Here is a 23,643-nt window from a genome sequence, read left to right as displayed (position 1 = left end):
TCGCATGACTTCAGTGAAAGACGTTGCACAGCTGGCCGGCGTGTCCCTGATGACGGTTTCTCGAGCGCTCAATAATCCGGAAAAACTGAGCCCCGAAACCCTTCTGCGGGTGCGTCGCGCCATTGATGAACTGCAATTCGTACCGAGCCTGTCGGCGCGCAAGATGCGCGGCGACAACCTCCAGTCGCGAACCATCGGTGTATTCGCGCTGGACACCGCGACCACACCGTTCGCCGTCGAGTTGCTGCTGTCCATCGAACAGACCGCGCAGCAAGCCGGCTGGAATGTGTTCATCCTTAACCTGTTGAGCAATCCGCCCACCGACCAGAACATCGACCTGATGTTGTCGCACCGCCCCGACGGGTTGATCTTCAGCGCCATGGGGTTTCGCCAGGTGTGCATTCCCGAGCGATTGAAGAGCAAACCCCTGGTACTCGCCAATTGCCTGGCCGATGACAGTCGCCTGGTGAGTTATGTGCCAGACGACGAAGCGGGGCAGTATCGAGCTGTACATCACGCGTTGAGCCAGGGCTATCGGCGCCCTCTGTGTATCAATCTGCCAAAACAGAGTCTGGCCTGGAACCTGCGACAAAAAGGCCTGCAACGTGCCTGTCAGGCATTCGGGCTGTTGCCTGACGCACACCTGCAATACGACCTTTCCGACCATGACGCCTATGGTGAAACCGCAGCCATCCTCGACCGGCACATCATTGAGGGTCGTCCCCAATTCGACATTCTGATCTGTGGCAACGACCGCATTGCCTTTTGTGCCTATCAGCTATTGTTGGGCCGTGGCCTGAAAATTCCCGACGATGTCGCCGTGCTCGGCTACGACAACATGATCGGCATTGCTGAGCTGTTCATCCCGCCGCTGACCACGGTGCAACTGCCGTACTACGAGATCGGTCGCAAGGCTGCCCGGCACCTGATCGAGACCCTCGATGTATCGGGAACCCAGCCAGTTGATTGTCCATTAGTGGTTAGGGCATCGCTATAAGATTCAGTTAATTCGGTGATAGCGCGCCCGCTTGCTTTCGATTTGCCACTGGCCTGTCACCGACCGCTTAAGCCCAAAGGGTCAGTCACGACATGCACAAAACGGCCAGAAGTCGTCATTCTTCAAATCTCACCGCCCCTCAGATCGCAACAGACGCTTTCCTGGCGATTATCAGCTCAGTGGAAATATTCAACTTCTCCTTTCCCCCCATTCAGCAAGACGCATTGGGCCGGTGACCAAACCGACCCAATGCCATACGAGCTGATCCATTTACCGCTAATCGACTAACCCAACGTGTTAAGGCATACCACCTTGGGTTGGGTCATTTCCTCGTAGGCAAAACGCACCCCTTCCCGGCCCAGGCTACCGTACTTGGAACCGCCAAACGGCATCGCATCGAAGCGGTAGTCGGAAGAGTCGTTGATCATCACTCCCCCGGCTTCGATCCTCCGTGCGGCGCTCATCGCGGTTGCCAGATCATTGGTGAAGATCCCGGCATGCAGGCTGTATTCGGGCTCATTGGCCAAAGCGATGGCTTCCTCGAAGGTTTCGAAAAGCTGCAATACCACCACCGGAGCGAAAACTTCATTGCGCCAGAGTCGACTGGCGTGATCGACGTTTTCCAGCACGGTGGCGGCGTAGCACGATCCTGCACGCCGATGGCCGCAGAGCAACGTGGCGCCCTCTTGCAAGGCCTCGTTGACCACTAGCTCGGCATTCTGCGCGGCTTGCGCAGTAATCATGGGGCCGATATCGGTATCGGCCAGCAATGGATCGCCGACCGCAAGCGCACGGGCCTGGCTGACGAATCGCTCTCGGAACGCTTCATAAATCGACGCCTGAATCAGCAAGCGCTGAGTGCCTACGCAGTTCTGCCCCGCTGCCCAAAAGGCTCCGGACACGCAACTCTCGACAGCGGCCTCAAGGTCGCAGTCGCCCATGACGATTACCGGCGCATTGCCGCCCAGGTCCATGGCCAGTTTCTTCAACCCGGCCGTGCGGGCAATCTGCTCTGCGGTAACGAAACCGCCGGTGAAGGAAATCATCCGCACCTCACGGGCGGCGACCAACGCCTTGCCCAGTTCCGCGCCGCCGGTGGCGACGGTAACCACTGATTCAGGCAAGCCTGCCGCGACCAGATAAGACACCAGTTTAATGGCCGACAATGGCGCGAGCTCGGAAGGTTTGAGAATCACCGCGTTACCGCCCGCAATGGCCGGACCGAGTTTGTGCGCCACCAGGTTCAACGGATCGTTGTACGGCGTGATCGCCACGATCAGGCCCAAGGGCTCGCGAGAAAACCAGCCCTGCCGCGATTCGGAGCCTTCATAAGCGTCAAACGGCACCACCTCCCCGGCATTGCGTCTGGCCTCCTCTGCCGACAGCTTGAGGGTGTTGACGCAGCGTTTGACCTCCTTTTCCGCCTGTTTGAGGGTCTTTCCGGCCTCGTCGACGATCAGCCTGGCAAACACGTCGGCATCATGTTCGATGTTGATTGCTGCTTGCTCAAGAATGCGAGCCCGACGATGACGCGCTAACGCGGCGCACGCTCGTGCACCACTGCGTCCTGTCTCCAACAACTGCGGAACTTGCGACGCACAGACATTCGTTACGCTACCTATGAGGGAACCGTCATAGGCGTTAAAGACTTCAATGGGCGGCTCCACGATATCCAGAACCAGGCGCGATAATTTCACAGGTTTACTCCTGGTTGCGTGCAATGGATTGATGGATGCTGATGATGTCCGAGAGCAGCGCAAACGCTGTTTCCGTACGCCCGGCTCCCGGTCCCGAAACCGTCACCGCACCGAGCAGTTGCGAGGTAAACGACACCGCGTTGGTCGCGCCGCCAACACTGGCCAGTGGATGGTCGTTGTTCAACAGCCGCGGTTCGACACTGGCACTGATCGAGCCGTCGGCATGGCGCATCGCCGACCCGATCAGCTTCCAGCGAGCACCGTCCTGCCGGGCTTTTTCGATGTCGCCAAGGCTGAGGGATGAAATGCCGCTACACGTGACGTCGCTGACCGTCAGCTTCGCGTCCAGCAGTTCATTCGCCAGGATCACCACCTTGAGGCGTACGTCATGACCCTCGACATCCGCCGTCGGGTCGGCTTCGGCGTAACCCAGCTCCTGAGCCTTGCTGACGGCCTCGGCAAACCCCAGGCCGCCTTCCATGCTGGTCAGCACGAAGTTGGACGTGCCGTTGAGAATGCCTTCAAAACCGACAATGGAGCTGCCGGCCAGCGCCTGCCTGGCCAGGCGAATCACCGGCGTGCCGCTCATGACCGAGCCTTCGTATTCAAAGGCGACATGCTTGCGTCGAGCCAGTGCCTTGAGCTCGGCTCCATGCAAGGCGATCGGGCCCTTGTTGGTGGTGACGACATGTTGGCCGCCCTCCAGCGCCCAACGGCAGAACGAAGTCGCCGGTTCACCGTCCACCGGGTTGGTAAACGTGGCTTCAACAATAATGTCCGCGCCGCAATCCTTGATCACCGCTTCATTGAGGGCTGTGACGTCGCCACCCGACAGTTGCGCCAATGCACCTTTGACTGCCGGCAATTGGGCGAGCACATTGGCGTCCAGCCCTTCGCGGCCAATCACCGAACCGAGAAACAAGTCAGTCACACCGACGATTTTCAGGGTGAAACCCAGTTCTGTTTTCCACTGTTCGTTACGTTCGGCAATCAGCTGAGCCAATGCCCGGTTAACACCGCCAAAGCCAACCAGCGCCAATTTGTATTCAGTCATTTTGTTATGCCCTTGATCCGGGTGGTGGGTTGTTGGGCACTAGGTTAGGGCTGGGCCCAGGGCAGTGAAATAGGTCAATTTGCTCTATTTTATGGGCGTTTTGACCAGTGCCCGGGCAAAGCTTCAGGCATAAAAAAAGCCAACGCGGGTTGGCTTTTGGCAGCACGAAAAATGGGTTAAACGACAGATGACAGCACGAAGGAGGTCACGGTGTTTTCCACCCCAGGCAACGCGGCAATTTCAGTCCAGACCTTGTGCACCCGCTGCGGGCTCGCAGCGCCCACCCGCAGCATCAGGTCGAACTCGCCGCTCATGACATCGCACTGGATGACCTCCGGAATGGCCCGCAGCGCTTGCAACACTTCCGTCCCCCGCATCCGGTCGTAGCGGTAAACGAAAATCACCGCGTTGATGTTCGACGTCGCTTGTCGCCCCTCCCCCGTGCGTACCGTATATCCCTGTATTACACCGTCGCGTTCAAGTCTTTCTATGCGCTGGCGCACCGCATTGCGTGACAGATTGACCTTGGCCGCCAGTTCGGCGTGTGCAGCCCTGGCATTGAGCTGTAATTGCGCGATGATCAGTTCATCGAGAGGGTCCAGAATTCGCTTCACTTGGCCTCCTGTTGTCGCGCTTTCAAAGCGCGCCGAGCAGCTCATGGATGGTGTCGAGATCGTCCGGTTGAATCCGGTAAACCTGCGCCTGTCCTTGCGTCGGGACCTCAGGTTGCAACTCCGCCACACTGATGCCCAACTCGCCAAGCAGTGCCGCCGACTTGACCGGTGAGATTTCCCCCAGGGTCACCATTGGCGCCACCAGGCTTCGCCGATACAACCGGGCGGCCAGCACACCAGTGGCCGTGTGCGGGTCGATGACGTATCCCGTGTCGCGATACAGCGAGGTGATTTCCGTCAGCGTCTGCTCATCACTGACCGCGTAGGAGTCGATGATCATCCGCGCCTGCAACCAGAACTCGTTGGCGATGACCATCTCGCCGCTGGACTCGAACCCCTCCATCAGGGCACACACCGCCTGGTCGTCTTGCCCGTAGAGCTCCCAAAGGAACCGTTCCAGATTGGAAAAGATCGACAGGTCCATGGCAGGCGAAAGCGTCTTGTTGGCTCGTGACCTGCTGTAGTGGTTCTTCTGAAACAACTGGTGCAACGCGTCATTCTGGTTGGTCGCAACAATCATCTGGGTGATTGGCAGGCACATTTTTTGTGCGATGTAGCCTGCATACACCTCGGCAAAACTCGCTGCAGGCACGCTGAAACCGATCGGACGCTGGCCACCCCCCAGTTGCAACACGGCGTGGAAGTAAAACACCAGTTGCGCCAACACACTGACCCAGTTACTCGAGTTGAAACTGATCACCTCGTACTGCGCATACGGCCATTGTCGGAACAGCCGGGTGACGATGGTCTGGCACTCGTCGAAGCTGCCATTCACTGCAAACTGATGAACCCTTGGGTGCGCCGCTGCTTGCAGATGCTGGAGTTGCTCCTGAGGCACACCCGCCTCCGGGTAAAACACCACCACGGGGGTGTCCTCGCAGTGCTTGAACGCCTCGATGGCCGCCAGCCCGGTATCGCCGTTGGTGGCACCGATCACCACCCCGCGACGCCCGCGCTTACGCAGAAAATACGACACTAGCCGCGCCTGCAATTGAGCGGCAAAATCCTTCGAGGAGCGAGTAGGCCCGTGGAACAATTCCAGCACCCACTCGTTACGATCGACCTGATGCAAAGGTGCCAGGGAGCGATGCCTGAATTGGCTGCCCGCCTCTTTGAGCATGCGCTTGAGGTCTGTCTCGGGGATCGCCTCCCCCACAAACGGACTGATCACCCTGTAGGCCAGTTCGTCATAGGGCAAGGTCGACCAGTTGGCGATGTCCTGCGATTCAAACAGCGGCAGTTCGAGCGGTACGAACAGCCCACCGTCCTCGGCAATGCCAGACAATACGACCTGTTCGAAGTCGACCTGCACGGCCGAATTTCGGGTACTCACATAACGCATGGTTGGCTCCGGCCATTCATTTGAAACGATGTGCCTGCTCGACCAGCCAGGTGGAAAACATCACCGCGTCGGGGTGCTGCTCGGCCCCGGAACCGCGCACAAGGTAAAAAGACTCGCTGGCTTCGATACGCTGGGTAAAGGGTTCGACCAGCCGTCCATCCTGAAGCATCTCCTCCACCATCGAGGACCGCGCCAGGGCGATCCCCTGCCCTAACTCGGCCATGCGCAAAGTCGAGATCAATGTGTCGAACTGCATGCCGGTCGAGAAGTCGACGGTGTCAGCACCGACCATGTTCAACCAGTACCCCCAACCCTCTTCGTAGCCCAGAACATGCAACAGCGGATAGTGCGACACGTCCGCGGGGACCGTCAGCGGCGACCTTGCCATCAGGTCCGGCGAGCAGACTGGAAACAGCGTGTCCCAGGTCAGGCGCTGCGACACCAGGCCGGGCCATTGACCGTGGCCCCAGCGAATCTCCATGTCATCCTCACCGTCCAGCTCCTTGACCCATATATTGCTGATGTAGCGGATATCGACATGCGGATGCGCCTGGCTAAACCCCGCCAGCTTGGGCGCCAGCCAATGCACGAAGAACGCCAGGCTGCCACGCACCTTGATCGGCCGACGTTTGTGCTGGCCAAAAATTTCGTTGGTCCCCACTGCCAGTCGCGTGATCGCATCCTGCACCACCGGCAGATAAGCCTGGCCTTCCTCGGTCAGTCCCAGGCCTCGGGGCAAGCGTTTGAACAGTGCTACCCCAAGATGGCTTTCCAGTTGGCGGATCTGCTGACTGACCGCGCCCTGGGTCAAAAACAGTTCTTCGGCGGCATGGGTGAAGTTCAAACAGCGGGCAGACACCTCGAATGCCCGCAGCCAGTTCAATGGGGGTAGCGTCTTTTGCTTCATGGCTTGAACCTCTTGGACGCCCCCTCCACCGAGCACGCTTGCCCATCCCGTCGACGCTGACTAGAACGCGTCCGACGGTTGTGCCAAGGGGGCAACCGACAAGCGTCGCTCGCGGCTTTTGCGGGTAATGTAATACACGAAATAGCACCAGGCGATGAAGGGCAAACCGAAGTACAACGCCACTCGCTGCTCCGGATCGAATGCAATCCCGACGCACGCCAGACTGCAGCAGACCAGCGCTCCCAACGGCACCCACGGATAACCCCGGACACGGAATTTCAAGTCGCGGATGTCACCGCCGTTGGCCACATAGTGACGGCGGAAAGCAATCTGGCTCGCAGCGATGCTCATCCAGACCACCACCACCGCCAATCCGGAGATCGACACCAGCGCCAGATAGATGGTGTCGGCGGCAAACACACTGCTGAGCAACGAGGCAGCCCCACCCGCCATGCTGATGATAATCGCGTTGAGCGGCGTGCCCATACGCGTCAGTGCCGAGAATCGCTTGGGCAGGTGACCCTGGTCACTCAGTGTCCAGATCATCCGTGACGCGGCATACAAACCGGAGTTGGCGGCCGACAGCAAGGCACTGATGATCACGAAGTTCATGATGTCAGCCGAATATGGAATCCCGATGTAAGTGAACACCGTGACGAATGGACTCTCTACGAGACCAGCCTGTTCTCGGGGCAATAGTGTTGCCAGGACGAAAATGGTCCCCACGAAAAAGATCGCCAGGCGCAGCACGGTCGTGCGAATGGCGCGCGGCACGTTGCGCTGCGGATCCTTGGTTTCCCCAGCGGCAATACCGATCAACTCAGTGCCGGAGAACGCAAAAGACACCGCCAGTAACGTCATGGCTATCGGCATGACTCCGGTAGGAAAAAGTCCTTCGCGAGTGAAGTTGCTCAACCCGATACTGTGGCTCTGCTCAATGTGCAGCAGACCAAGAATCGCGCCACCGCCAATCATCAAAAACACGATGACGGTCACCACTTTAACCAGTGACAACCAGAACTCGGTCTCAGCGAACAAACGCACCGAAATCACATTGGTCAGAAACACCAAGCCGGCAAATAGCGCACTCCAGATCCATACCGGTGTATCCGGGAACCAACGCACCATCAAGATACCGGCGGCGGTGAATTCAGAACCGATGGCCACCGTCCAGGTCAGCCAATACAGCCATGCGACGGTATACCCGGTACCAGGCCCCAGAAAGCGGGTGGCATAGGTACTGAACGAACCGGTTTCCGGCATCTGTACCGCTAGTTCGCCCAGGCACATCATCACCATGTAAACCATGAGCGCGCCGATGATGTAAGCGATCACCGCACCCAGGGGACCGGCCTGGTTAACCGTATATCCAGACGTGAGAAACAGACCGGTTCCGATGACGCCGCCTAATGCCAACATGACAATATGCCGTGTTTGCATTTCCTGTTTAAAACCGGAACGCGAATGAAGTTGTTGTTCTTTTATGGACATGATTATTCTCATGAAAGTTATTAGGGCGCGAATTAACGTCTGCGATGACTGACTGGGCAGAGAAAAAACAGATCACCACTAAGTTTTATTATTATTCCACTTCATGAACGCCCCACTCACATCCTTGCAGTGAGGTTTAACGCTAACGCTTCAGTTTGCAGCTTCAGCACAACTTTCATCGATTGAAAGCTGCGTGATTGATTGTGCGGGTTCGTTGCCCACCCCCCTGACAAATGCGAATGCCTGTTTCAGGTCCTCGAGCAGATCATCGGTGTCTTCGATGCCGACAGAGATCCGCACCAGCCCTTCTGAAATACCCAGGGCCAGTCGTTCCTCCAGCGTGTTCTCGACATGGCTGGTGGTCCGGGCCGGACCGTAGATGGTTTCCACCGCACCGAGATTGCCCGCGCAGTGGGCAAATCGCAGTCGTGGCAAGAGCACCTTGACCGTGTCCATACCGCCCATCACGACAAAACTGACGATTGCACCGAAGCCGGACATTTGCGCACACGCCACCGCATGATTCGGATGGCCTGGCAAACCGGGATAATTGACCGACTCCACCAACGGTTCGACGCAAAGGTACTCTGCCAGTGCACGGGCACTGCGTTGCTGCTGACGCATGCGCAACACCAACGTTTTCATGCCGCGAATGATCATGTAGGCGGAGAACGGGTCGAGCGTCGCACCGTTGATTTCCCGGTAATGACGCACCTTGGCCATCAGCGATTCGCTACCGCACACCAGGCCGCCAAGCACGTCGCCGTGGCCGCTGAGAAACTTGGTCGCACTGTGAATGACCACGTCCACACCCAGCGCCAGCGGGTTCTGATTCAATGGCGTGGCGAAGGTGTTATCCGCCACTACAATGGCACCGACGCGCTTGGCCGCAGCCACCAGACGCTCGATATCGAGTATTTTCAGCGTCGGGTTGGTTGGCGTTTCCAGATACACCAATTGGCAACCTTTGGCGATTTCGCGTTCGATTTCTTCGTGATCGAACGTCTCGCACAACGTCACGTTCACACCGGTACGCGGCAGGAACTCTTCGAAAATCTTGTTGGTGCCGCCATAGCTGTCCTTGGTCGAGACCACCCGATCGCCATGGGCCAGGAAGGTGTAAAGCACACTGCTGATCGCCGCCATCCCGCTGCTGAAAGCCACGGCCGATTCGGCCAGTTCCAACTCGCGAATCTTTGCCTCGAGGGTCTCGACTGTCGGGTTGCTCATGCGGCTGTAAATAAAGCCGGGTGCCTTGCCCAACGCAACGTCATACCAGACGTCGATGTCGTCATAACCATAGGCGGCACTGACCACGATGGGCGTTTGAGTGGCGTTGTAGGGATGCCTGACCTGCTCTCCACCCCAAACTGCACGGGTTCCCGCACCCGCATTAACAAACCCTGCGTTGTCTGGTTTTTTATTCATAAAGACTACTCGCACTGAGGGTGGCGAATGTTGAGTCACTCACCGGATCTGGTGGCCAATATAGTGAAATGCAGCGCCGCCGAGAAACGATGTTATCGGTGCCAAAGGGCTGCTTTTTTTAATGGCTGTGATTGCGTAGAGCCAGGTTAAATGCAGCCTTTCGCCACAAGGCGGAGTACAGCGGCTGGAGCGAAACGATCTCTTTCACCACCCGCGCCTGCTTAAGTTGAGCGCCATCGAAATTCGATAAACCGATAACGTGAGTTTTTCCTTGATCGCGCGCGACTGCCAAAACCCCAGCATCAACTGCGAGTGCAAAGTTTTCCCATGTCGATATCAGGCACGGAGGCGGCGCGATCAGTTAACTGAATTGTCGGACACGCCGGGTAAGGTGCCGCATCTTTTCACTGCGGTGGCCACATCGCGATGTGCGTGCCAATCTGGAGTTTGTACGTTTGCTTCACACAAATGTAATCATGCACAAACCGTCAAATTGGGTTTGTGAGATCAAACTCGGATTAGTCTCCGTCCGATTGTGGTGGAAGCGACCTACGGCTCAGGGTTGATTCCCGTCAGTCACGCCAGGCAGCAATCGGCCAAAAACAATCATCCGAAGGCGAGCCGATCCATCACTACACGGGGTGTTCGACGTTTTCTGAATACACCGTATTACCAGCAATCTCGTTGGCGAAAATCCCCAAGGAAGCGCCGCTGGAGAAGGTGTGTTTGCTCGGTTGCGGCGTCACCACCGGCATCGGTGCGGTACTGAATACCGCCAAGGTCGAGGCAGGCGCCACAGTACGCCTGCGGCTCCTGGCCGCGTAAATCCCTGACGGACATTCGCAAGGCCCGCAACCAGGGTCGAGCGCTTATTGATGAGCAGATCAATCCCAACGAGCAAACGAAAACAGCCAAGGCACAGGCATACGCCGCTGCTAACGTAGAGGCCGGACAAGTAAAGACGTCAATGGATACGTCCTGGTGTTCATTGTGCATCAACCGTCTTGCTTCATTCAGTCGCAGCCATTTTTGGTACTGCAGAGGGCTCATTGCGGCGAGTTGGCGGAAGTGGTGGTGAAAGGTCGGAGAGCTCATCTGCACACAGGCCGCAAGTTCATCGACGCGAAGCGCCGAAGCATGTCTTGCGGTTTCGGTGGAGGATATGCTCTGAAATTGGACGTAACCGTCAGCGTGCGCTGTCGATGATTTGGCCACCGTCCAATCCTTTGAGGCCGCCACTGAAAAGGCGGCCTGCGAAAATCGCGAGGCCGCAATCAGGGGATCACCAGAGGGCGATGTCGTAGGTAAAGTAGATTCGGTTGCTATCTCGGCCACGGGAATAATCAGAGCGGTAAACGTAGTTACGCAACCGCACACCCAGCCCCTTGAAGGTGCCTTGTTGCACGACGTAAGCCAGTTCGGCGTCACGCTCCCACTCCTTGACCGAGGTGTCGGACTTACCGTCGTTGCCGCTCAGATACCGGGCGGAAAACGTCAGGCCCGGTACGCCGACGGCAGCAAAGTTATAGCCGTAATTAAGCATCCAGGTTTTTTCATCCTCCTCGACAAATTTGCCTATCCCGGCGTTGCTGAACGAATAAACCGTTGCGCCACTGATAAAAGGTAATCCGGCATCACCACTGAGGGCCTGGTATCCGCCACCGAAGGTATGGCCGGAAATGGCGTAGGACAATTGCCCGCTCAGCATGTTGTTGTCGATCTTGCCACCGTAGGCTGAGCCGTTATCGACACTGTTGAAGTAGCGCAAGTCACTGGTCAGCACACCGCCGCCCAAGGGTAGATCGTGCTGGATACCTGCGAAATTCTGTCGGTAAAAGTTTTCCAGTTCGCCGTAGAAATAACTCAAACGAACGCTCTTTCCCAGCTTGTACTCGGCGCCTGCATAGCTGAAGTCGCCTGATTTATCTCCGCCGTAACCGTCGGGCACAATCGGCATGCTGTCGCTGGAATCACGCAGTTTGAATCGATCCAGGTAGCCCCCGGTAAGGGTGAGGTTTTCAATGTCGACGCTACTGATCTGAGTGCCTTGGTACGTTTGCGGCAACAGACGCGCGTCGTTATAGATCAGCACCGGAGTCTTGGGTAGCAAGGTGCCGTATTTGACCGTGGTCTTGGCCAGTTGGGCTTTGGCAGTCATACCCAGACTTGCGAATTCGTCAGCCGCACGACCGTCATCATGCACCGGCAACAAGCCAGTGCCGCTGCGGCCACGGCCGGAGTCGAGCTTGACCCCGAGCAGGCCAAGGGCATCAACACCAAACCCGATAGTGCCAGGTGTAAATCCCGACTGGTAATCCAACAGAAATCCCTGGGCCCACTCGGTTCGTTCGCTCTTCGCCGTCCTTGCTGATTTGGCACTCATGCCATGCTCGTCGCGGAAATTCTCATTGAAATAGACGTTGCGCAATTGCAGCTTGAGCTTGCTGTCATCGATAAAGCCTTCTGCACTGGCACTGGCCAGCGGCAACAAACCAAGAAGTGAAAACAGCGCCCGTTGGGTATGCAAAGTGGTCATTGGCAAACTACTCATTGTTGTTATTTGGAGTGCAGAACAGCGCACGCCTCGCAAGCGAGGCGCGTCAGGAGAAAACAGATGCTTGGGGTGAATCAGGAGAAGAGACTGATCGCCCCGGTCAGCAGGGCTAGCGCGGTGACTACTAATGAAGTGAGTACCGCCCATTTGACGGTGGCTTTCTGGAAATCGCCGATATCACGATCGACCATACCCACCAGCAACAGGGTTGAGGCTACCAACGGACTCATCAGGTGTACTGGCTGACCGAGAATCGACGCGCGGGCGATTTCCACCGGGTCAATGCCATAGGCTGCGGCCGCGTTGGCCAGGATCGGTACCACACCAAAGTAGTAAGCATCGTTGGACAGAACAAAGGTCAACGGCATGCTGGTGATCGCCACCACCAGTGGGAACAGGTGTCCCCAGGATGGCGGAATCCAGTCCACTAGCGTTTGCGCCAGGGAGTCGACCATCTTGGTGCCCGAGAAGATCCCGGCAAAAATACCGGCGGCAAACACCAGCAGCACCACCGTCATTGCATTGCCGGAATGGGCGAGAATGCGCTCTTTCTGAATATCCAGTTGCGGGTAGTTGATCATCAGTGCCAGGACAAAGCCGATCAGGAACAGGATCGCCGAGTGCATGATGCCCATTACCAGCGCGACCATGACCGCGATCACCAGCAACAGGTTCACGTATGCAAGTTTAGGCCGTTTGTGCGGGGTATCACCCAGGATCGCGTCGATGTAGCAATTACCGCCACCGCTCTGTAGCTGCACATTACCGATGCGCTTACGCTCGGCACGGCCCAGGAGGAAAGCGGTGAACACCACCCACATCGCGCCGCCGATCATGGTCGGCAGCAAGGGCACGAAGTACTCGCCGGCATCCAGGCCCAGTGCCGCGATCGCCCTTGTAGCGGGCCCGCCCCATGGGGTCATGCCGCTCATGATGCTCAAGGACAACATGGCGATGGTCGCCAGAATCATCGGGTTCATGCCGATACGCTTGTACAACGGCAGCATTGCCGCGCAGGTGATCATGTAGGTGGTTGTGCCGTCGCCGTCGAGGGCGACCAGCAGTGACAGCAGCGCGGTGCCGATAGCGATTTTCATCGGATCGCCGTTTACACGCTTGAGGATTTTACGAATCAACGGGTCGAACAACCCGGCATCAATCATCAGGCCGAAGAACAGGATGGCGAACAGCAGAAGCGCAGCCGAAGGCGCAACCATCTTCAGGCCGTCGAGCATCATCTTGCCCGTAGTACCGCCAAAACCGCCAATCACCGCAAACACAATCGGCACCACCGTCAGGGCGACAATCGGCGATAGGCGTTTCGACATTATCAGATAGGTAAAAACCACCACCATGGCCAAACCAAGAAATGCGAGCATAGGTCAGTTCTCTTGTTCTTATTAGTAGCGTGGCCGATGCGCAGGCGCACGACCTCGAACCCGCCAGACGGTACGATCAGCCGTGCCTGGCGGGGAGTTGAATGAAATGTTTGTTGGGTGTTTCAGGCGTGTCCGGTCAGACGTGTTCCGTGACCTTGCGACCATCCCAGTTTTCACTCTGGGTTTGTGCCAGGGAGGGCGACGGTTCGCCGTCAAGAGTCCGCATCAGTGTCTCGCGATCACAAGCGTTCTCCGAGATGGACATCACCACGGTAGCCACGGCGTTGCTTGCCAGACTGGTCAAGGCCCGGGCTTCCGACATGAAGCGGTCAATACCGATCAGCAGTGCAAGGCCGGCCAAGGGAATGTCATGGATCACAGTCAGTGTCGACGCCAGCGCGACAAACCCGGCTCCGGTCACACCTGCTGCACCCTTCGAGGACAACAGCATGATGGCCAGCATGGTCACGGTCTGCGTCAGGCTTAGTTCGATGTTGCAGGCCTGAGCAATGAACACCGCTGCCAGCGAGAGGTAGATCGCCGTGCCGTCGAGGTTAAACGAGTACCCCGTTGGCAGCACCAGCCCCACCACGCCTTTTTTGCAACCCAGGGCTTGCAGCTTTTCCAACATCCGCGGCATCACCGGCTCGGTTGAGGAAGTCCCGAGCACCACCAGGAACTCTTCGCGGAAGTAGCGCAGCAACTTCCAGAGACTGAAGCCATTTGCCCGGCAAATGCTCCCCAGCACCACAAAGACGAAGAAGGCACAGGCTACGTACAAGGTCATGATCAGCTTGGCCAGCGAGCCCAACGATGTAATACCGTACTGGCCTACGGTGAATGCCAACGCGCCAAAAGCACCGATCGGAGCGAAGCGCATCAGATAGGAGAAAATCTTGAACACCATGTGCGAGGCGGATTCCAGTACATCCAGTACCGGCTTGCCACGCTCGCCGATGGCCGACAGTGCGAAACCGCAAAGCACCGCGATGAACAACACCGGCAGCACTTCACCCTTATTGAAAGCGCCGATGAAAGTGTCCGGGATGATGTGCATGAAAAAATCGACCACTCCCAGCTTCGCGGCGGAATCGGTGTATTGCGACAGTCCCTTGGTGCTCAACTGGGCGGGGTCAATGTTCATGCCCACACCGGGTTTGAACAGGTAGACCGACACCAGGCCTATGATCAAACTGATCACGGTCAGTGCCAGGAACAGCAGCATGGTCTTGCTCAACAGACGCCCGAGGGAGCGTTTGTCGCTCATGCCAGCAATACCGGTGACGATGGTGCAGAACACCACCGGAGCGATCATCATCTTGATCAACTTGATGAAGGCATCACCAAGCGGCTTCAAGGCTATGGCCTGTTGCGACCAAAAATGTCCGACCAGCACACCCAACAGCACGGCGAGGAGAATCTGGAAGTAGAGCGATTTTACAACTTTCATGGCATCACCCATTTTTAGAATTGTGCTGATGCAAGAACGGCAATGACCAGGGGAAATTATCCGGCAAGTCGTTGGGAAGCCGTGGCGTAGACAAAACCGGAGAACAGCCTGCGCGATGTACGCACCACTGAGGCACGAATTGTCTCACCCTGATCGCCGGTGTAGGACAATACGACATCTATCCCGCCACTTGGATGTTCAATGCGTACTTGCTTCAAGCGCGGCTCGCTAACCCCGCCGAGCAATTGCGCGACCACACTGCCTTCAGTGACACAAGCGGTGGCAAGGCCGATGGAACCGGTGATCGCCAAGGCCCGGTGGCAGTTGTGTGGCATGAAGTAGCGCACCTGAATTGTGCCGCCAGCCTTGGCCGGTGACACCAGTACAGGCTTGGGAATCACTTTGTCGCTGACGTCACCCAGGCCCATTGCCAAGCCGGCTTGCAGTCGCAAGGACTCCAGGCGACGCAGGAACTCTTTGTCGGCATCCAGTTCAGCAGGACTTTCATCGCCGCGCTTACCCAGTTGGCCAGCTTCGATGATCATCATCGGCATCGCCATGTCGATGCAGGTCACTGGAATACCGTCGATCAAATCCTGCGTTTGCCCAGTTGGGAAAAGCTTGCCGGTCTTGCTGCCCGCAGCATCCAGGAAGGTGAGTTGCACAGGAGCAGCGGTACCCGGCACACCATCGATGGCCGTGTCACCTTCATAGCTGACCTTCCCACCGGGCGTCTGTACCTCGGCGTTCACAAAAGTGCCCGTGTTGAGGTTGCGAATACGCACACGTGTCAGGTCTTTGGAGGCTTTTACCAGCCCCTGCTCGATGGCGAACGGGCCAACGGCGCAAAGCATGTTGCCGCAATTAGGCGCGGTGTCGACTCGACGCTGGGAGACCATGACTTGAACGAACAGATAGTCGACATCCGCCTCAGGATGCAGCGACGGGCTGACGATCGCCACCTTGCTGGTTTGTGGGCTGCCACCACCGATGCCGTCAATTTCCAGTTCATGCCCAGAGCCCATGAGGTTGAGCAGCAGTTCATCACGGTCTTCGATCGCAACAGGTAGATCCCAGGCGAGGAACACTGGGCCCTTGGAAGTACCACCGCGCATTAGCACACAGGGAATTCGTTGCATGAACACTAACTCTTGTTGATCAATCGGGGTAATTGATGTCTTGTGAGCAAGAGTCGCAGGCTTTAAAAATTGTTTCCAATGCAAATATCAGCCTGATTATTGCGTTTTACGAATGATAAATTTAGGCTGACTGGGCTTAACAACTCTCGGCTAGTGAGATAAAAAAGTGAATTATGAGCTCAATGACATCCGATCTTTCGTGAAGATCGCCGAACTTGGAAGCTTCCACGAAGCTGCCGATGCATTGCATCTCTCTCAACCCGCGCTGAGTCGGAGAATGAAAAAGCTTGAAGAGGGATTGGGAACAGCGCTTCTTGATCGCACGACAAGAAGGGTAAGCCTCACCAGCGTTGGGCGAGACTTCCTGCCCAAGGCACGACGCTTATTGGATGACTTCGACGACTCGATACTTAACATCCGAGAGTTGGCGGAGCGGCAGAGCGGCCGTGTAACCCTTGCCTGCATCCCAACCGCAGCCTTCTACTTCCTCCCTTCGGTAATCCGCCTCTACAACGAGCGCTATCCACAAATCCGCATTCGCTTGCTTGATCTCAGTGCGAACGAAGGGCTGGAGGCTGTTCTGCGTGGCGAAGCCGACTTTGGCATCAACATGATGAGCGGACAGCACCCAGACATAGAGTTCGTGCCGTTGGTCAACGAGCCTTTTGTTTTAGCTTGTCGACGCGATCATGAGCTGGCCGAGCGTAGCTCGGTAACCTGGTCTGAACTTAGCAATTACCGCCTTATCGGGGTCGGTCGCCTAAGCGGCAACCGCATGTTGCTTGACCACGCTTTGTCAGGCTTGAGCTGGCGTCCACAATGGTTCTATGAGGTGCAACACCTGTCTACATCACTGGGCCTGGTAGAGGCTGGCTTAGGAGTCTCGGCAATGCCGAGCCTCGCAATGCCTGCTGTGGATCATCCAACATTGGTAAGCGTCCCTTTGATAGAACCCATAGTTAACCGATCGTTGGGACTGGTTTACCGTCGAGGAGCTTCACTCTCTCCGGCAGCGGAAAAATTCGTCTCAATACTGCTCGAACAATGGGAAAAATGACCTCACGCTCTTAAGTGCTGGTACGCGCACTACCCCACGAACGCCAACCTTCATCACGTGAACTGATCCCTGAATGAACCATTGGCTGCTTACTAACGTTTACCCTCAGAACCCACTGACGACAGGGGAAATTGCTCATCTATTGGCGCGGGTCGGCGAGGATTGCCGAACCTGGTTGGCGGCAGAGTTACTGACCTTGGTGCGGGGTGAAATGCCGCTGGCTCAATGTACAATTTTCGCTTATCCGGAAGGCCAGGAGCCGCAGGTGTTGTCGTGTTCCGATCAGGCAAGACTCGTGCAGATATCGCGTATCTCTCGGGACTACGTCGAGCGTTTTCACAGCCTGGACGGCAACCGCCAAGCGATGCTCGGTCACCGGGCAAAATACGGCAGCGCGCGAATCCTGGCTCAGCTTCAGTCAGTTGAAGACATCACCCATCGTGACTATCGGCGGGCCTGCTACGAGCAACCGCAAATCTTCCAGCGCATGGCCTTGCTCAATCATCAGGAAGAGGGCGGGGCCTGGCTGTCGATCAACTTCTATCGAGGTCGTGAGCACGGCAATTTCAATCAGCACGAAATTGAATTTATCGAGTCAGTTGCGCCGTTACTGATTCAAGTCACACGTTTGCACTATCGCGCTTTTATCGAAGCCAATCAGATGCCGTCCTTGTTAAGTCAACGCGTCGAGTTGCTCTATCCTGAACTGACTCGTCGGGACCGTGAACTGCTCAGGCATTTGCTCAGTGGCCTGGGGGCGGAAGACATTGCGCCCCTGATGGGCATCCAGCGCTCAAGCGCCGCTACTTACATCAAGCGACTTTATCGAAAGGTGGGAGTCAGTGGACATCGAGAATTGCTGGGGCTGGTAGTGAGAGGTCGTTGGTCCTGAACAGGCGTTGAATACTGAACATTGGCGAAAAACCGCGAGTCTGAGCATCTTTCATTCACCGCTAGCCATGGGTGGCTATTCCGACTTCGTAACTTGCGTGGCAAACGTTCAAGTATTTGAACAACAAATTCGCTGGGAGCAGCCACATTGGAATTGAGACAACTGCGCTATTTCGTAAAAATCATTGAGCTTGGCAGCCTGGGGCGTGCGGCACTTGAACTGGACGTTGGTGTGTCAGCCCTCAGTCAACAAATCTCCAAGCTGGAAAGCGAACTGTGCACCCGCCTCCTGAATCGAACCTCCACCGGTGTGACGCCCACTAGCGCCGGATTTGCGTTTTTACACCATGCCCAACTGACGCTACGCCAGGCGGAAAATGCCATCATGGCCGCCCATCGCGGGCGAATGAGCGGTTATGTCAGCGTCGGCTTACCACCGACTACCGCGACGGTACTCGCGTTGCCGTTGATCAACGCAATGCGTGCGCGTTATCCGGACATACAACTGCATTTGGTGGAAATGCTTTCCGGCCACTTGGCGGCGCAGCTCAACGCACGGCAAATTGATCTGGCCATCCTGTTCCAGCTCGAAGGGGGTAAACGCTGGAGCGTGACTCCGCTGCTGGATGAAAAGCTCTTTGTCATCGCCTCGCCCAGCCTGCCTCAAGCGCCTTCTGGTGACAGCGTGCAGTTAGCCGACCTCGGCGGCCTGCCGCTGGTGATGCCCAGCGCGCAACATGGATTGCGCTCGGCATTGATGAGCGCGTTCGAGCGGGTCGGGCTAACACCCAATGTCATTATGGAAGTCGACGGTCTCGCTGTTTTGATGAACGCCGTTCGGGCCGGTCATGCGGCAACGATACAACCGGGGGCGGCCGCAGCATTGAAAGACGGGTCCGGGCTTTCACTGATCAAGATTGCCGATCCCCATGTGGGCCGGCGTAATCTTCTGGCAACGCTGGCTGACGACGAACTCTCTCCGGCGGCGCTGGCAACGCGGTTGGTCATCGTCGATGTGGCGCGACAGTTGGTCGTCGACAAACAGTGGCCTGGAGCTACGTGGATAGAAGGGGTAGACGCGTAATCCTCGCTCAACCCCGGACACATAAGTCTCTCCTGACGACAACGCCTTTAGAAAAACTAAACACCCCGCGTCAAAAGCAGCCTTTCGGCCACTCCTTCCCCACCTTATCGTTCTCCCCACTCGCAAGGAGCACTTCGTTCCCGCCTCCTTGCAAATCGAGGAGCGATAATGATCGATGTCTTAATCATAGGGGGTGGCAACGCTGCCTTGTGCGCCGCTCTGATGGCGCGAGAAGCGGGCGCCAGCGTGATGCTGCTGGAAGCCTCTCCGAAAATCTGGCGCGGTGGCAACTCCCAACACACCCGTAACCTGCGGTGCATGCACGACGAACCGCAGGACGTGCTGATCGATGCCTATCCGGAAGAAGAATACTGGCAAGACCTGTTGAAGGTTACCGGTGGCCTCACGGATGAAAAGCTTGCACGCATTGCCATTCGGGCATCGTCTTCTTGCCGCGATTGGATGCGTTCACACGGCGTGCATTTTCAGCCACCGCTGTCCGGCGCGCTGCACGTGGCGCGGACCAATGCATTTTTTATGGGCGGCGGCAAAGCGCTGGTCAATGCGTATTTCCGCAGCGCCGAACGCCTGGGTGTAAAAGTTCGATACAACACGCAAGTGACCGACATCGAGTTGGATGAGGGGAAATTCGTTGCCGCTCATGTGGGCGAACATGAGGTCGATGGTCAGCGTTTCGCCGCCGAACGCATTGAAGCCCGGGCCTGCGTGTTGGCGGCCGGCGGCTTCGAATCCAACCGTGAATGGCTGCGCGAAGCCTGGGGTCAGAACGAACGCGGTGAATGGCCATCGGATAATTTCCTGATCCGGGGCACCCGATTCAACACCGGCATTTTGCTACGGCGCATGCTCGACCTTGGCGCCGATGTGATCGGCGATCCGACGCAAGCACACATGGTCGCGATTGATGCCCGCGCGCCACTCTACGACGGCGGCATCTGCACCCGAATCGACTGCGTATCGCTGGGTGTAGTGGTCAATCGTGATGGCGAACGCTTCTACGACGAAGGTGAGGATTTCTGGCCAAAACGTTATGCGATCTGGGGGCGTCTGGTGGCCGGACAACCCGGTCAGCAGGCGTATTCGATCATCGATCAACAAGCCCTCGGCCGCTTCATGCCGCCGGTCTTTCCCGGCACCACCGCCAATACGCTGCAAGACCTTGCCCGCCTGTTGAAGCTGCCTCAAGAAAAATTCGTCAAGACTGTCGATGACTACAACAGCGCCTGCCGCGTTGGCACGTTCGATCACACGGCGTTGGACGACTGCCACACCCAAGGACTGACGCCCGCCAAAACCCATTGGGCGCGGCCATTGGTGAAACCACCTTTCTACGCCTACCCGCTTAAACCGGGTGTCACGTTCACCTACCTCGGCCTTGCCACCGACGAAACCGCTGCCGTGCATTTCAACGGCAAAGCGAGCCCCAACCTGTTTGTTGCGGGAGAAATGATGGCCGGCAACATCCTGGGCAAGGGCTACACCGCCGGCATCGGCATGGCCATCGGTACTGCGTTTGGCCGCATCGCCGGTGTGCAGGCGGCCGCTTCGGTGGGCTTTGGCGTTTCATCTGCAAACACGGAGTCTCGACATGCAACTGTTTGATCCCCAAGCGTCGGGCGGGTTGATCCCGGTTTTGAATCTTGACGAAAGTGAAGTCCAGCGGCAGATGACCGTCTGCAATGCCTGCCGTTATTGCGAAGGCTTTTGCGCGGTATTTCCGGCGATGACCCGGCGCTTGGAATTCACTCAGGCCGACATCCATTACCTGGCGAACTTGTGCCATAACTGCGGCGCGTGCCTGCACGCCTGTCAGTACGCCGCCCCACACGAATTCGACGTCAACATACCCAAAGCCATGGCCAAAGTGCGCCTGGATACTTACGCCGAATACGCCTGGCCGCAAGTGATGGGCAGGTTGTATCAGCGCAACGGCCTGACCCTGGCGCTGGCTTCCGGTGGGGGACTGGCCTTGTTTTTATGCCTGACCCTGATGCTCATGGGCAACCTGTTCACGGCCATTCCCGGGGGCAACTTCTACAAGATTTTCCCGCATAACACCCTGGCGCTGATGTTCGGCACAGTGTTCGGCTTTGCGGTACTTGCCCTGACCATGGGTGTACGGCGCTTCTGGCGCAACGTTTCACCGGTCGCAGCGCCACTGCCGTTGAAAACGTCCGCTGCATTGGAGGCTACGGCCAACGTCGCGAAACTCAAATATCTGGACGGCGGCCATGGCGAGGGCTGCAACAACGCTGACGATCAATTCACCTTGTGGCGACGCCGATTCCACCACCTCACCTTCTACGGCTTCATGCTGTGCTTCGCCGCCACCGGTATCGCCACGCTCTTTCACTATCTGCTGAAGTGGTCGGCGCCTTATCCCATCTTCAGCTTGCCGGTGATGTTGGGTATTGCCGGTGGCATCGGCCTGCTGATCGGCCCGGCGGGTCTTCTTTGGCTGAACCTGCGTCGCAACCCGGCGCACGGCGATGAGAACCAAAAGCCCATGGATCGCGGCTTCATCGCGCTGCTGTTCCTGGTCAGCGCAAGCGGCCTGGCGCTACTGGCTTTGCGTGAAACCAGCGCCTTGGGCTTGATGTTGGCTATCCACCTCGGCCTGGTTATGGCGTTTTTCTTGACCATGCCCTACAGCAAATTCGCCCATGGAATATTCCGCAGCGCAGCGCTGCTCAAACATGCCATCGAGAAGCGTCAACCCAACCCGATCAACGCCGGCAGCGACTGACGGTTAAAGCACTCATTCCAAAAACAATAGTGAGCATAACGGTAGCCATGATGAAAACGACAACGGCAACAACCCGAGCCAAGGGGTCCAAATTGGGCGCCATTTTGCGGGTCACCAGCGGTAATTTCCTCGAGCAGTTCGACTTCTTTCTGTTCGGGTTCTACGCGACCTACATCTCCCAGACCTTCTTTCCAGCCACCAGCGAGTTTGCCTCGTTGATGATGACCTTCGCGGTATTCGGCTCCGGATTCCTGATGCGTCCGTTAGGCGCCATTGTGCTGGGGGCGTACATCGACAAGGTGGGCCGTCGCAAGGGGCTGATCGTGACGCTGTCGATCATGGCCGCCGGTACCGTATTGATCGCCCTGGTGCCGGGCTATGCCGCCATCGGCGTGGCGGCACCGATTCTGGTGTTATTGGGCAGGCTGCTACAGGGCTTCTCCGCAGGCGCGGAAATGGGCGGTGTTTCCGTGTATCTGGCGGAAATTTCCACCCCCGGTCACACCGGTTTCTACACCAGTTGGCAATCGGCCAGCCAACAGGTAGCGATCGTCGTCGCGGCCGCGTTGGGCTACACGATCAATGCCACGATGCAAGCCGCTGAGATCGCCGATTGGGGGTGGCGAATTCCGTTCTTCATTGGCTGCGTGATCATCCCGTTCATTTTCATTATTCGCCGCTCACTGGAAGAAACCGCTGCCTTCACTGCTCGCAGCCATCGCCCAACCACTCACGAAGTTTTTCGCTCGATGCGTGACAACTGGCGCACCGTGCTGGCGGGCGGCTTGCTGGCGTCCATGACCACCACCACGTTCTACCTGATTACGGTCTACACACCGACGTTTGGCAGGACAGTGCTGAACTTAAGTACCACCGACAGCCTGGCGGTCACACTGCTGGTCGGTATCAGCAACTTTATCTGGCTGCCTATCGGCGGCGCCCTCTCCGACCGCATTGGCCGTCGACCACTGTTGCTGGCGATATCGTTGCTGTGCATCTTCACCGCCTATCCCGCCATGCACTGGCTGGCAGAGGCGGCGAGTTTCGAACGACTGCTCGCTGTTCTGCTGTACTTCTCATTCTTCTTTGGCATTTACAACGGCGCCATGGTCGCGGCACTGACCGAAGTCATGCCACAGAACGTGCGGGTAGTCGGATTTTCTCTGGCCTTCAGTTTGGCCACTGCGGTGTTTGGCGGTTTTACCCCAGCAATCTCGACGCTGCTTGTCCAGGCCACGGGCGACAAGGCATCACCTGCCTACTGGCTGATGTTCGCGGCGGTGTGCGGGTTCACGGCGACGACGATTCTGTATCGTCGGCAAAAAGCTTTGGCAGTCAGAACCGTTTAGTTCCTCGATCGCCGCCCCTTACCACGCGTCGATCCACGGCGGGACCGAATTAGAGTGGCATGAGGTCGATTACTGTCTTTCGTCAAGATAATACTCGGCCTAAAGACCCATCTCCTCCGAAAGAGGTGAGGGTTCCACCGAGAGCCAGTCATTTTGTAGGGGTAAAAAACCCTATAAATAAAAAGGGGCCGCGAGATAAAATCTCGCAACCCCTTGATTTATATGGTCGGGACGGAGTGATTCGAACACTCGACCCCTAGCACCCCATGCGCTTACTGCGTGTAATTCCATGGATGCTAGTAGCTCCTAGCGGAAAGCCTAAACCTAGTAAACGCAAGGTATTCAGCCTATATTGACGTCTATCACGATCCATATACATCCAC

Annotated in this window: 18 protein-coding genes and 3 pseudogenes; 9 read left to right on the top strand and 12 right to left on the bottom strand. The window is 57.1% G+C overall.

Translation table 11 applies throughout. The annotated features are described in order from the left end of the window. The first annotated feature begins 4 nt into the window (after positions 1-4). Positions 5-997: a LacI family DNA-binding transcriptional regulator gene (locus KW840_RS22770; protein WP_218497899.1), complete on the top strand. Its 993-nt coding sequence runs from the start codon at positions 5-7 to the stop codon at positions 995-997. 284 nt (positions 998-1,281) lie between these two features. Here the strand turns inward: KW840_RS22770 and KW840_RS22765 are convergent, their stop codons facing one another. From KW840_RS22765 to KW840_RS22735, 7 genes are all read right to left on the bottom strand, one after another. After that, the gene (locus KW840_RS22765; protein ID WP_218497898.1) at positions 1,282-2,694 is read right to left on the bottom strand and encodes an aldehyde dehydrogenase family protein; all 1,413 of its coding nucleotides are present in this window, start codon (positions 2,692-2,694) and stop codon (positions 1,282-1,284) included. A gap of 4 nt (positions 2,695-2,698) precedes the next feature. Then, positions 2,699-3,748: a homoserine dehydrogenase gene (locus tag KW840_RS22760; protein ID WP_218497897.1), complete on the bottom strand. Its 1,050-nt coding sequence runs from the start codon at positions 3,746-3,748 to the stop codon at positions 2,699-2,701. A gap of 176 nt (positions 3,749-3,924) precedes the next feature. Beyond that, positions 3,925-4,362 (bottom strand): Lrp/AsnC family transcriptional regulator, encoded by a 438-nt coding sequence (locus KW840_RS22755; RefSeq protein WP_071483361.1) that lies wholly within the window; start codon positions 4,360-4,362, stop codon positions 3,925-3,927. A 22-nt stretch (positions 4,363-4,384) separates the two neighbouring features. Beyond that, positions 4,385-5,764 (bottom strand): threonine synthase, encoded by a 1,380-nt coding sequence (gene thrC, locus KW840_RS22750; RefSeq protein WP_218497896.1) that lies wholly within the window; start codon positions 5,762-5,764, stop codon positions 4,385-4,387. Between the two features lie 16 nt (positions 5,765-5,780). Continuing rightward, positions 5,781-6,671: a LysR substrate-binding domain-containing protein gene (locus KW840_RS22745; protein WP_218497895.1), complete on the bottom strand. Its 891-nt coding sequence runs from the start codon at positions 6,669-6,671 to the stop codon at positions 5,781-5,783. A gap of 60 nt (positions 6,672-6,731) precedes the next feature. Next, the gene (locus tag KW840_RS22740; protein WP_218497894.1) at positions 6,732-8,162 is read right to left on the bottom strand and encodes an amino acid permease; all 1,431 of its coding nucleotides are present in this window, start codon (positions 8,160-8,162) and stop codon (positions 6,732-6,734) included. 150 nt (positions 8,163-8,312) lie between these two features. After that, positions 8,313-9,590, bottom strand: a complete 1,278-nt coding sequence (locus KW840_RS22735) for a cystathionine gamma-synthase family protein (protein WP_218497893.1) — start codon at positions 9,588-9,590, stop codon at positions 8,313-8,315. A 606-nt stretch (positions 9,591-10,196) separates the two neighbouring features. Here KW840_RS22735 and KW840_RS22730 point away from each other — a divergent pair. Both KW840_RS22730 and KW840_RS28690 read left to right on the top strand, forming a co-directional pair. Then, positions 10,197-10,397, top strand: a pseudogene (locus KW840_RS22730) (S-(hydroxymethyl)glutathione dehydrogenase); the annotation flags it as partial. Further along, positions 10,378-10,557, top strand: a pseudogene (locus KW840_RS28690) (site-specific integrase); the annotation flags it as partial. The pseudogenes KW840_RS22730 and KW840_RS28690, both read left to right, overlap by 20 nt. Here KW840_RS28690 and KW840_RS28685 read toward each other — a convergent pair. The 5 genes and pseudogenes from KW840_RS28685 to KW840_RS22710 all read right to left on the bottom strand — a co-directional run. Next, positions 10,548-10,730, bottom strand: a pseudogene (locus KW840_RS28685) (helix-turn-helix domain-containing protein); the annotation flags it as partial. The pseudogenes KW840_RS28690 and KW840_RS28685 overlap by 10 nt on opposite strands. A 142-nt stretch (positions 10,731-10,872) precedes the next feature. Then, a complete protein-coding gene (locus tag KW840_RS22725) occupies positions 10,873-12,126 on the bottom strand; it encodes an OprD family porin (RefSeq protein WP_102668717.1) in 1,254 nt (417 codons plus the stop codon). Between the two features lie 92 nt (positions 12,127-12,218). Next, positions 12,219-13,523 carry a CitMHS family transporter gene (locus tag KW840_RS22720; protein ID WP_102668718.1) on the bottom strand — a complete coding sequence of 435 codons (1,305 nt, stop codon included), beginning with the start codon at positions 13,521-13,523 and terminating at the stop codon, positions 12,219-12,221. 136 nt (positions 13,524-13,659) lie between these two features. Next, positions 13,660-14,985 carry a C4-dicarboxylate transporter DctA gene (dctA, locus tag KW840_RS22715; protein WP_218497892.1) on the bottom strand — a complete coding sequence of 442 codons (1,326 nt, stop codon included), beginning with the start codon at positions 14,983-14,985 and terminating at the stop codon, positions 13,660-13,662. 44 nt (positions 14,986-15,029) lie between these two features. Then, entirely contained in the window at positions 15,030-16,112 is a 1,083-nt protein-coding gene (locus KW840_RS22710) for a 4-oxalomesaconate tautomerase (protein ID WP_102668720.1), read from the bottom strand. Between the two features lie 166 nt (positions 16,113-16,278). On the opposite strand from KW840_RS22710, the gene KW840_RS22705 reads away from it, so the two are divergent. From KW840_RS22705 to KW840_RS22680, 6 genes are all read left to right on the top strand, one after another. Then, positions 16,279-17,169, top strand: a complete 891-nt coding sequence (locus KW840_RS22705; RefSeq protein WP_015095835.1) for a LysR family transcriptional regulator — start codon at positions 16,279-16,281, stop codon at positions 17,167-17,169. A gap of 73 nt (positions 17,170-17,242) precedes the next feature. After that, on the top strand, positions 17,243-18,061 hold the full coding sequence (locus KW840_RS22700; RefSeq protein WP_218497891.1) for a LuxR C-terminal-related transcriptional regulator: 819 nt from the start codon (positions 17,243-17,245) through the stop codon (positions 18,059-18,061). Positions 18,062-18,208: 147 nt separating this feature from the next. Beyond that, positions 18,209-19,144, top strand: coding sequence for a LysR substrate-binding domain-containing protein (locus tag KW840_RS22695; protein WP_218497890.1), 936 nt, complete (start codon positions 18,209-18,211; stop codon positions 19,142-19,144). A gap of 168 nt (positions 19,145-19,312) precedes the next feature. Next, entirely contained in the window at positions 19,313-20,767 is a 1,455-nt protein-coding gene (gene tcuA / locus KW840_RS22690) for an FAD-dependent tricarballylate dehydrogenase TcuA (protein ID WP_218497889.1), read from the top strand. Beyond that, positions 20,754-21,911 (top strand): tricarballylate utilization 4Fe-4S protein TcuB, encoded by a 1,158-nt coding sequence (gene tcuB, locus KW840_RS22685; protein ID WP_218497888.1) that lies wholly within the window; start codon positions 20,754-20,756, stop codon positions 21,909-21,911. The genes tcuA and tcuB overlap by 14 nt, the downstream gene beginning before the upstream one ends. A 47-nt stretch (positions 21,912-21,958) precedes the next feature. Next, positions 21,959-23,260 carry an MFS transporter gene (locus KW840_RS22680; protein WP_218497887.1) on the top strand — a complete coding sequence of 434 codons (1,302 nt, stop codon included), beginning with the start codon at positions 21,959-21,961 and terminating at the stop codon, positions 23,258-23,260. The last annotated feature ends 383 nt before the right edge of the window (positions 23,261-23,643 follow it).

Source organism: Pseudomonas sp. PDM30 (assembly GCF_019218985.1).
GTDB lineage: Bacteria > Pseudomonadota > Gammaproteobacteria > Pseudomonadales > Pseudomonadaceae > Aquipseudomonas > Aquipseudomonas jessenii.
The sequence above is the reverse complement of the archived record's forward strand: the minus strand, read 5'-3'. Positions and strand labels throughout refer to the sequence as shown.

Excerpts from the sequence above, each read along its gene's own strand:
- KW840_RS22770 (WP_218497899.1), top strand. The coding sequence starts at position 5 with ATGACTTCAGTGAAAGACGTTGCACAGCTGGCCGGCGTGTCCCTGATG.
- KW840_RS22760 (WP_218497897.1), bottom strand. The coding sequence starts at position 3,748 with ATGACTGAATACAAATTGGCGCTGGTTGGCTTTGGCGGTGTTAACCGG.
- thrC (WP_218497896.1), bottom strand. The coding sequence starts at position 5,764 with ATGCGTTATGTGAGTACCCGAAATTCGGCCGTGCAGGTCGACTTCGAA.
- KW840_RS22745 (WP_218497895.1), bottom strand. The coding sequence starts at position 6,671 with ATGAAGCAAAAGACGCTACCCCCATTGAACTGGCTGCGGGCATTCGAG.
- KW840_RS22740 (WP_218497894.1), bottom strand. The coding sequence starts at position 8,162 with ATGTCCATAAAAGAACAACAACTTCATTCGCGTTCCGGTTTTAAACAG.
- KW840_RS22735 (WP_218497893.1), bottom strand. The coding sequence starts at position 9,590 with ATGAATAAAAAACCAGACAACGCAGGGTTTGTTAATGCGGGTGCGGGA.
- KW840_RS22725 (WP_102668717.1), bottom strand. The coding sequence starts at position 12,126 with ATGACCACTTTGCATACCCAACGGGCGCTGTTTTCACTTCTTGGTTTG.
- KW840_RS22720 (WP_102668718.1), bottom strand. The coding sequence starts at position 13,523 with ATGCTCGCATTTCTTGGTTTGGCCATGGTGGTGGTTTTTACCTATCTG.
- dctA (WP_218497892.1), bottom strand. The coding sequence starts at position 14,985 with ATGGGTGATGCCATGAAAGTTGTAAAATCGCTCTACTTCCAGATTCTC.
- KW840_RS22710 (WP_102668720.1), bottom strand. The coding sequence starts at position 16,112 with ATGCAACGAATTCCCTGTGTGCTAATGCGCGGTGGTACTTCCAAGGGC.
- KW840_RS22700 (WP_218497891.1), top strand. The coding sequence starts at position 17,243 with ATGAACCATTGGCTGCTTACTAACGTTTACCCTCAGAACCCACTGACG.
- tcuA (WP_218497889.1), top strand. The coding sequence starts at position 19,313 with ATGATCGATGTCTTAATCATAGGGGGTGGCAACGCTGCCTTGTGCGCC.
- tcuB (WP_218497888.1), top strand. The coding sequence starts at position 20,754 with ATGCAACTGTTTGATCCCCAAGCGTCGGGCGGGTTGATCCCGGTTTTG.
- KW840_RS22680 (WP_218497887.1), top strand. The coding sequence starts at position 21,959 with ATGATGAAAACGACAACGGCAACAACCCGAGCCAAGGGGTCCAAATTG.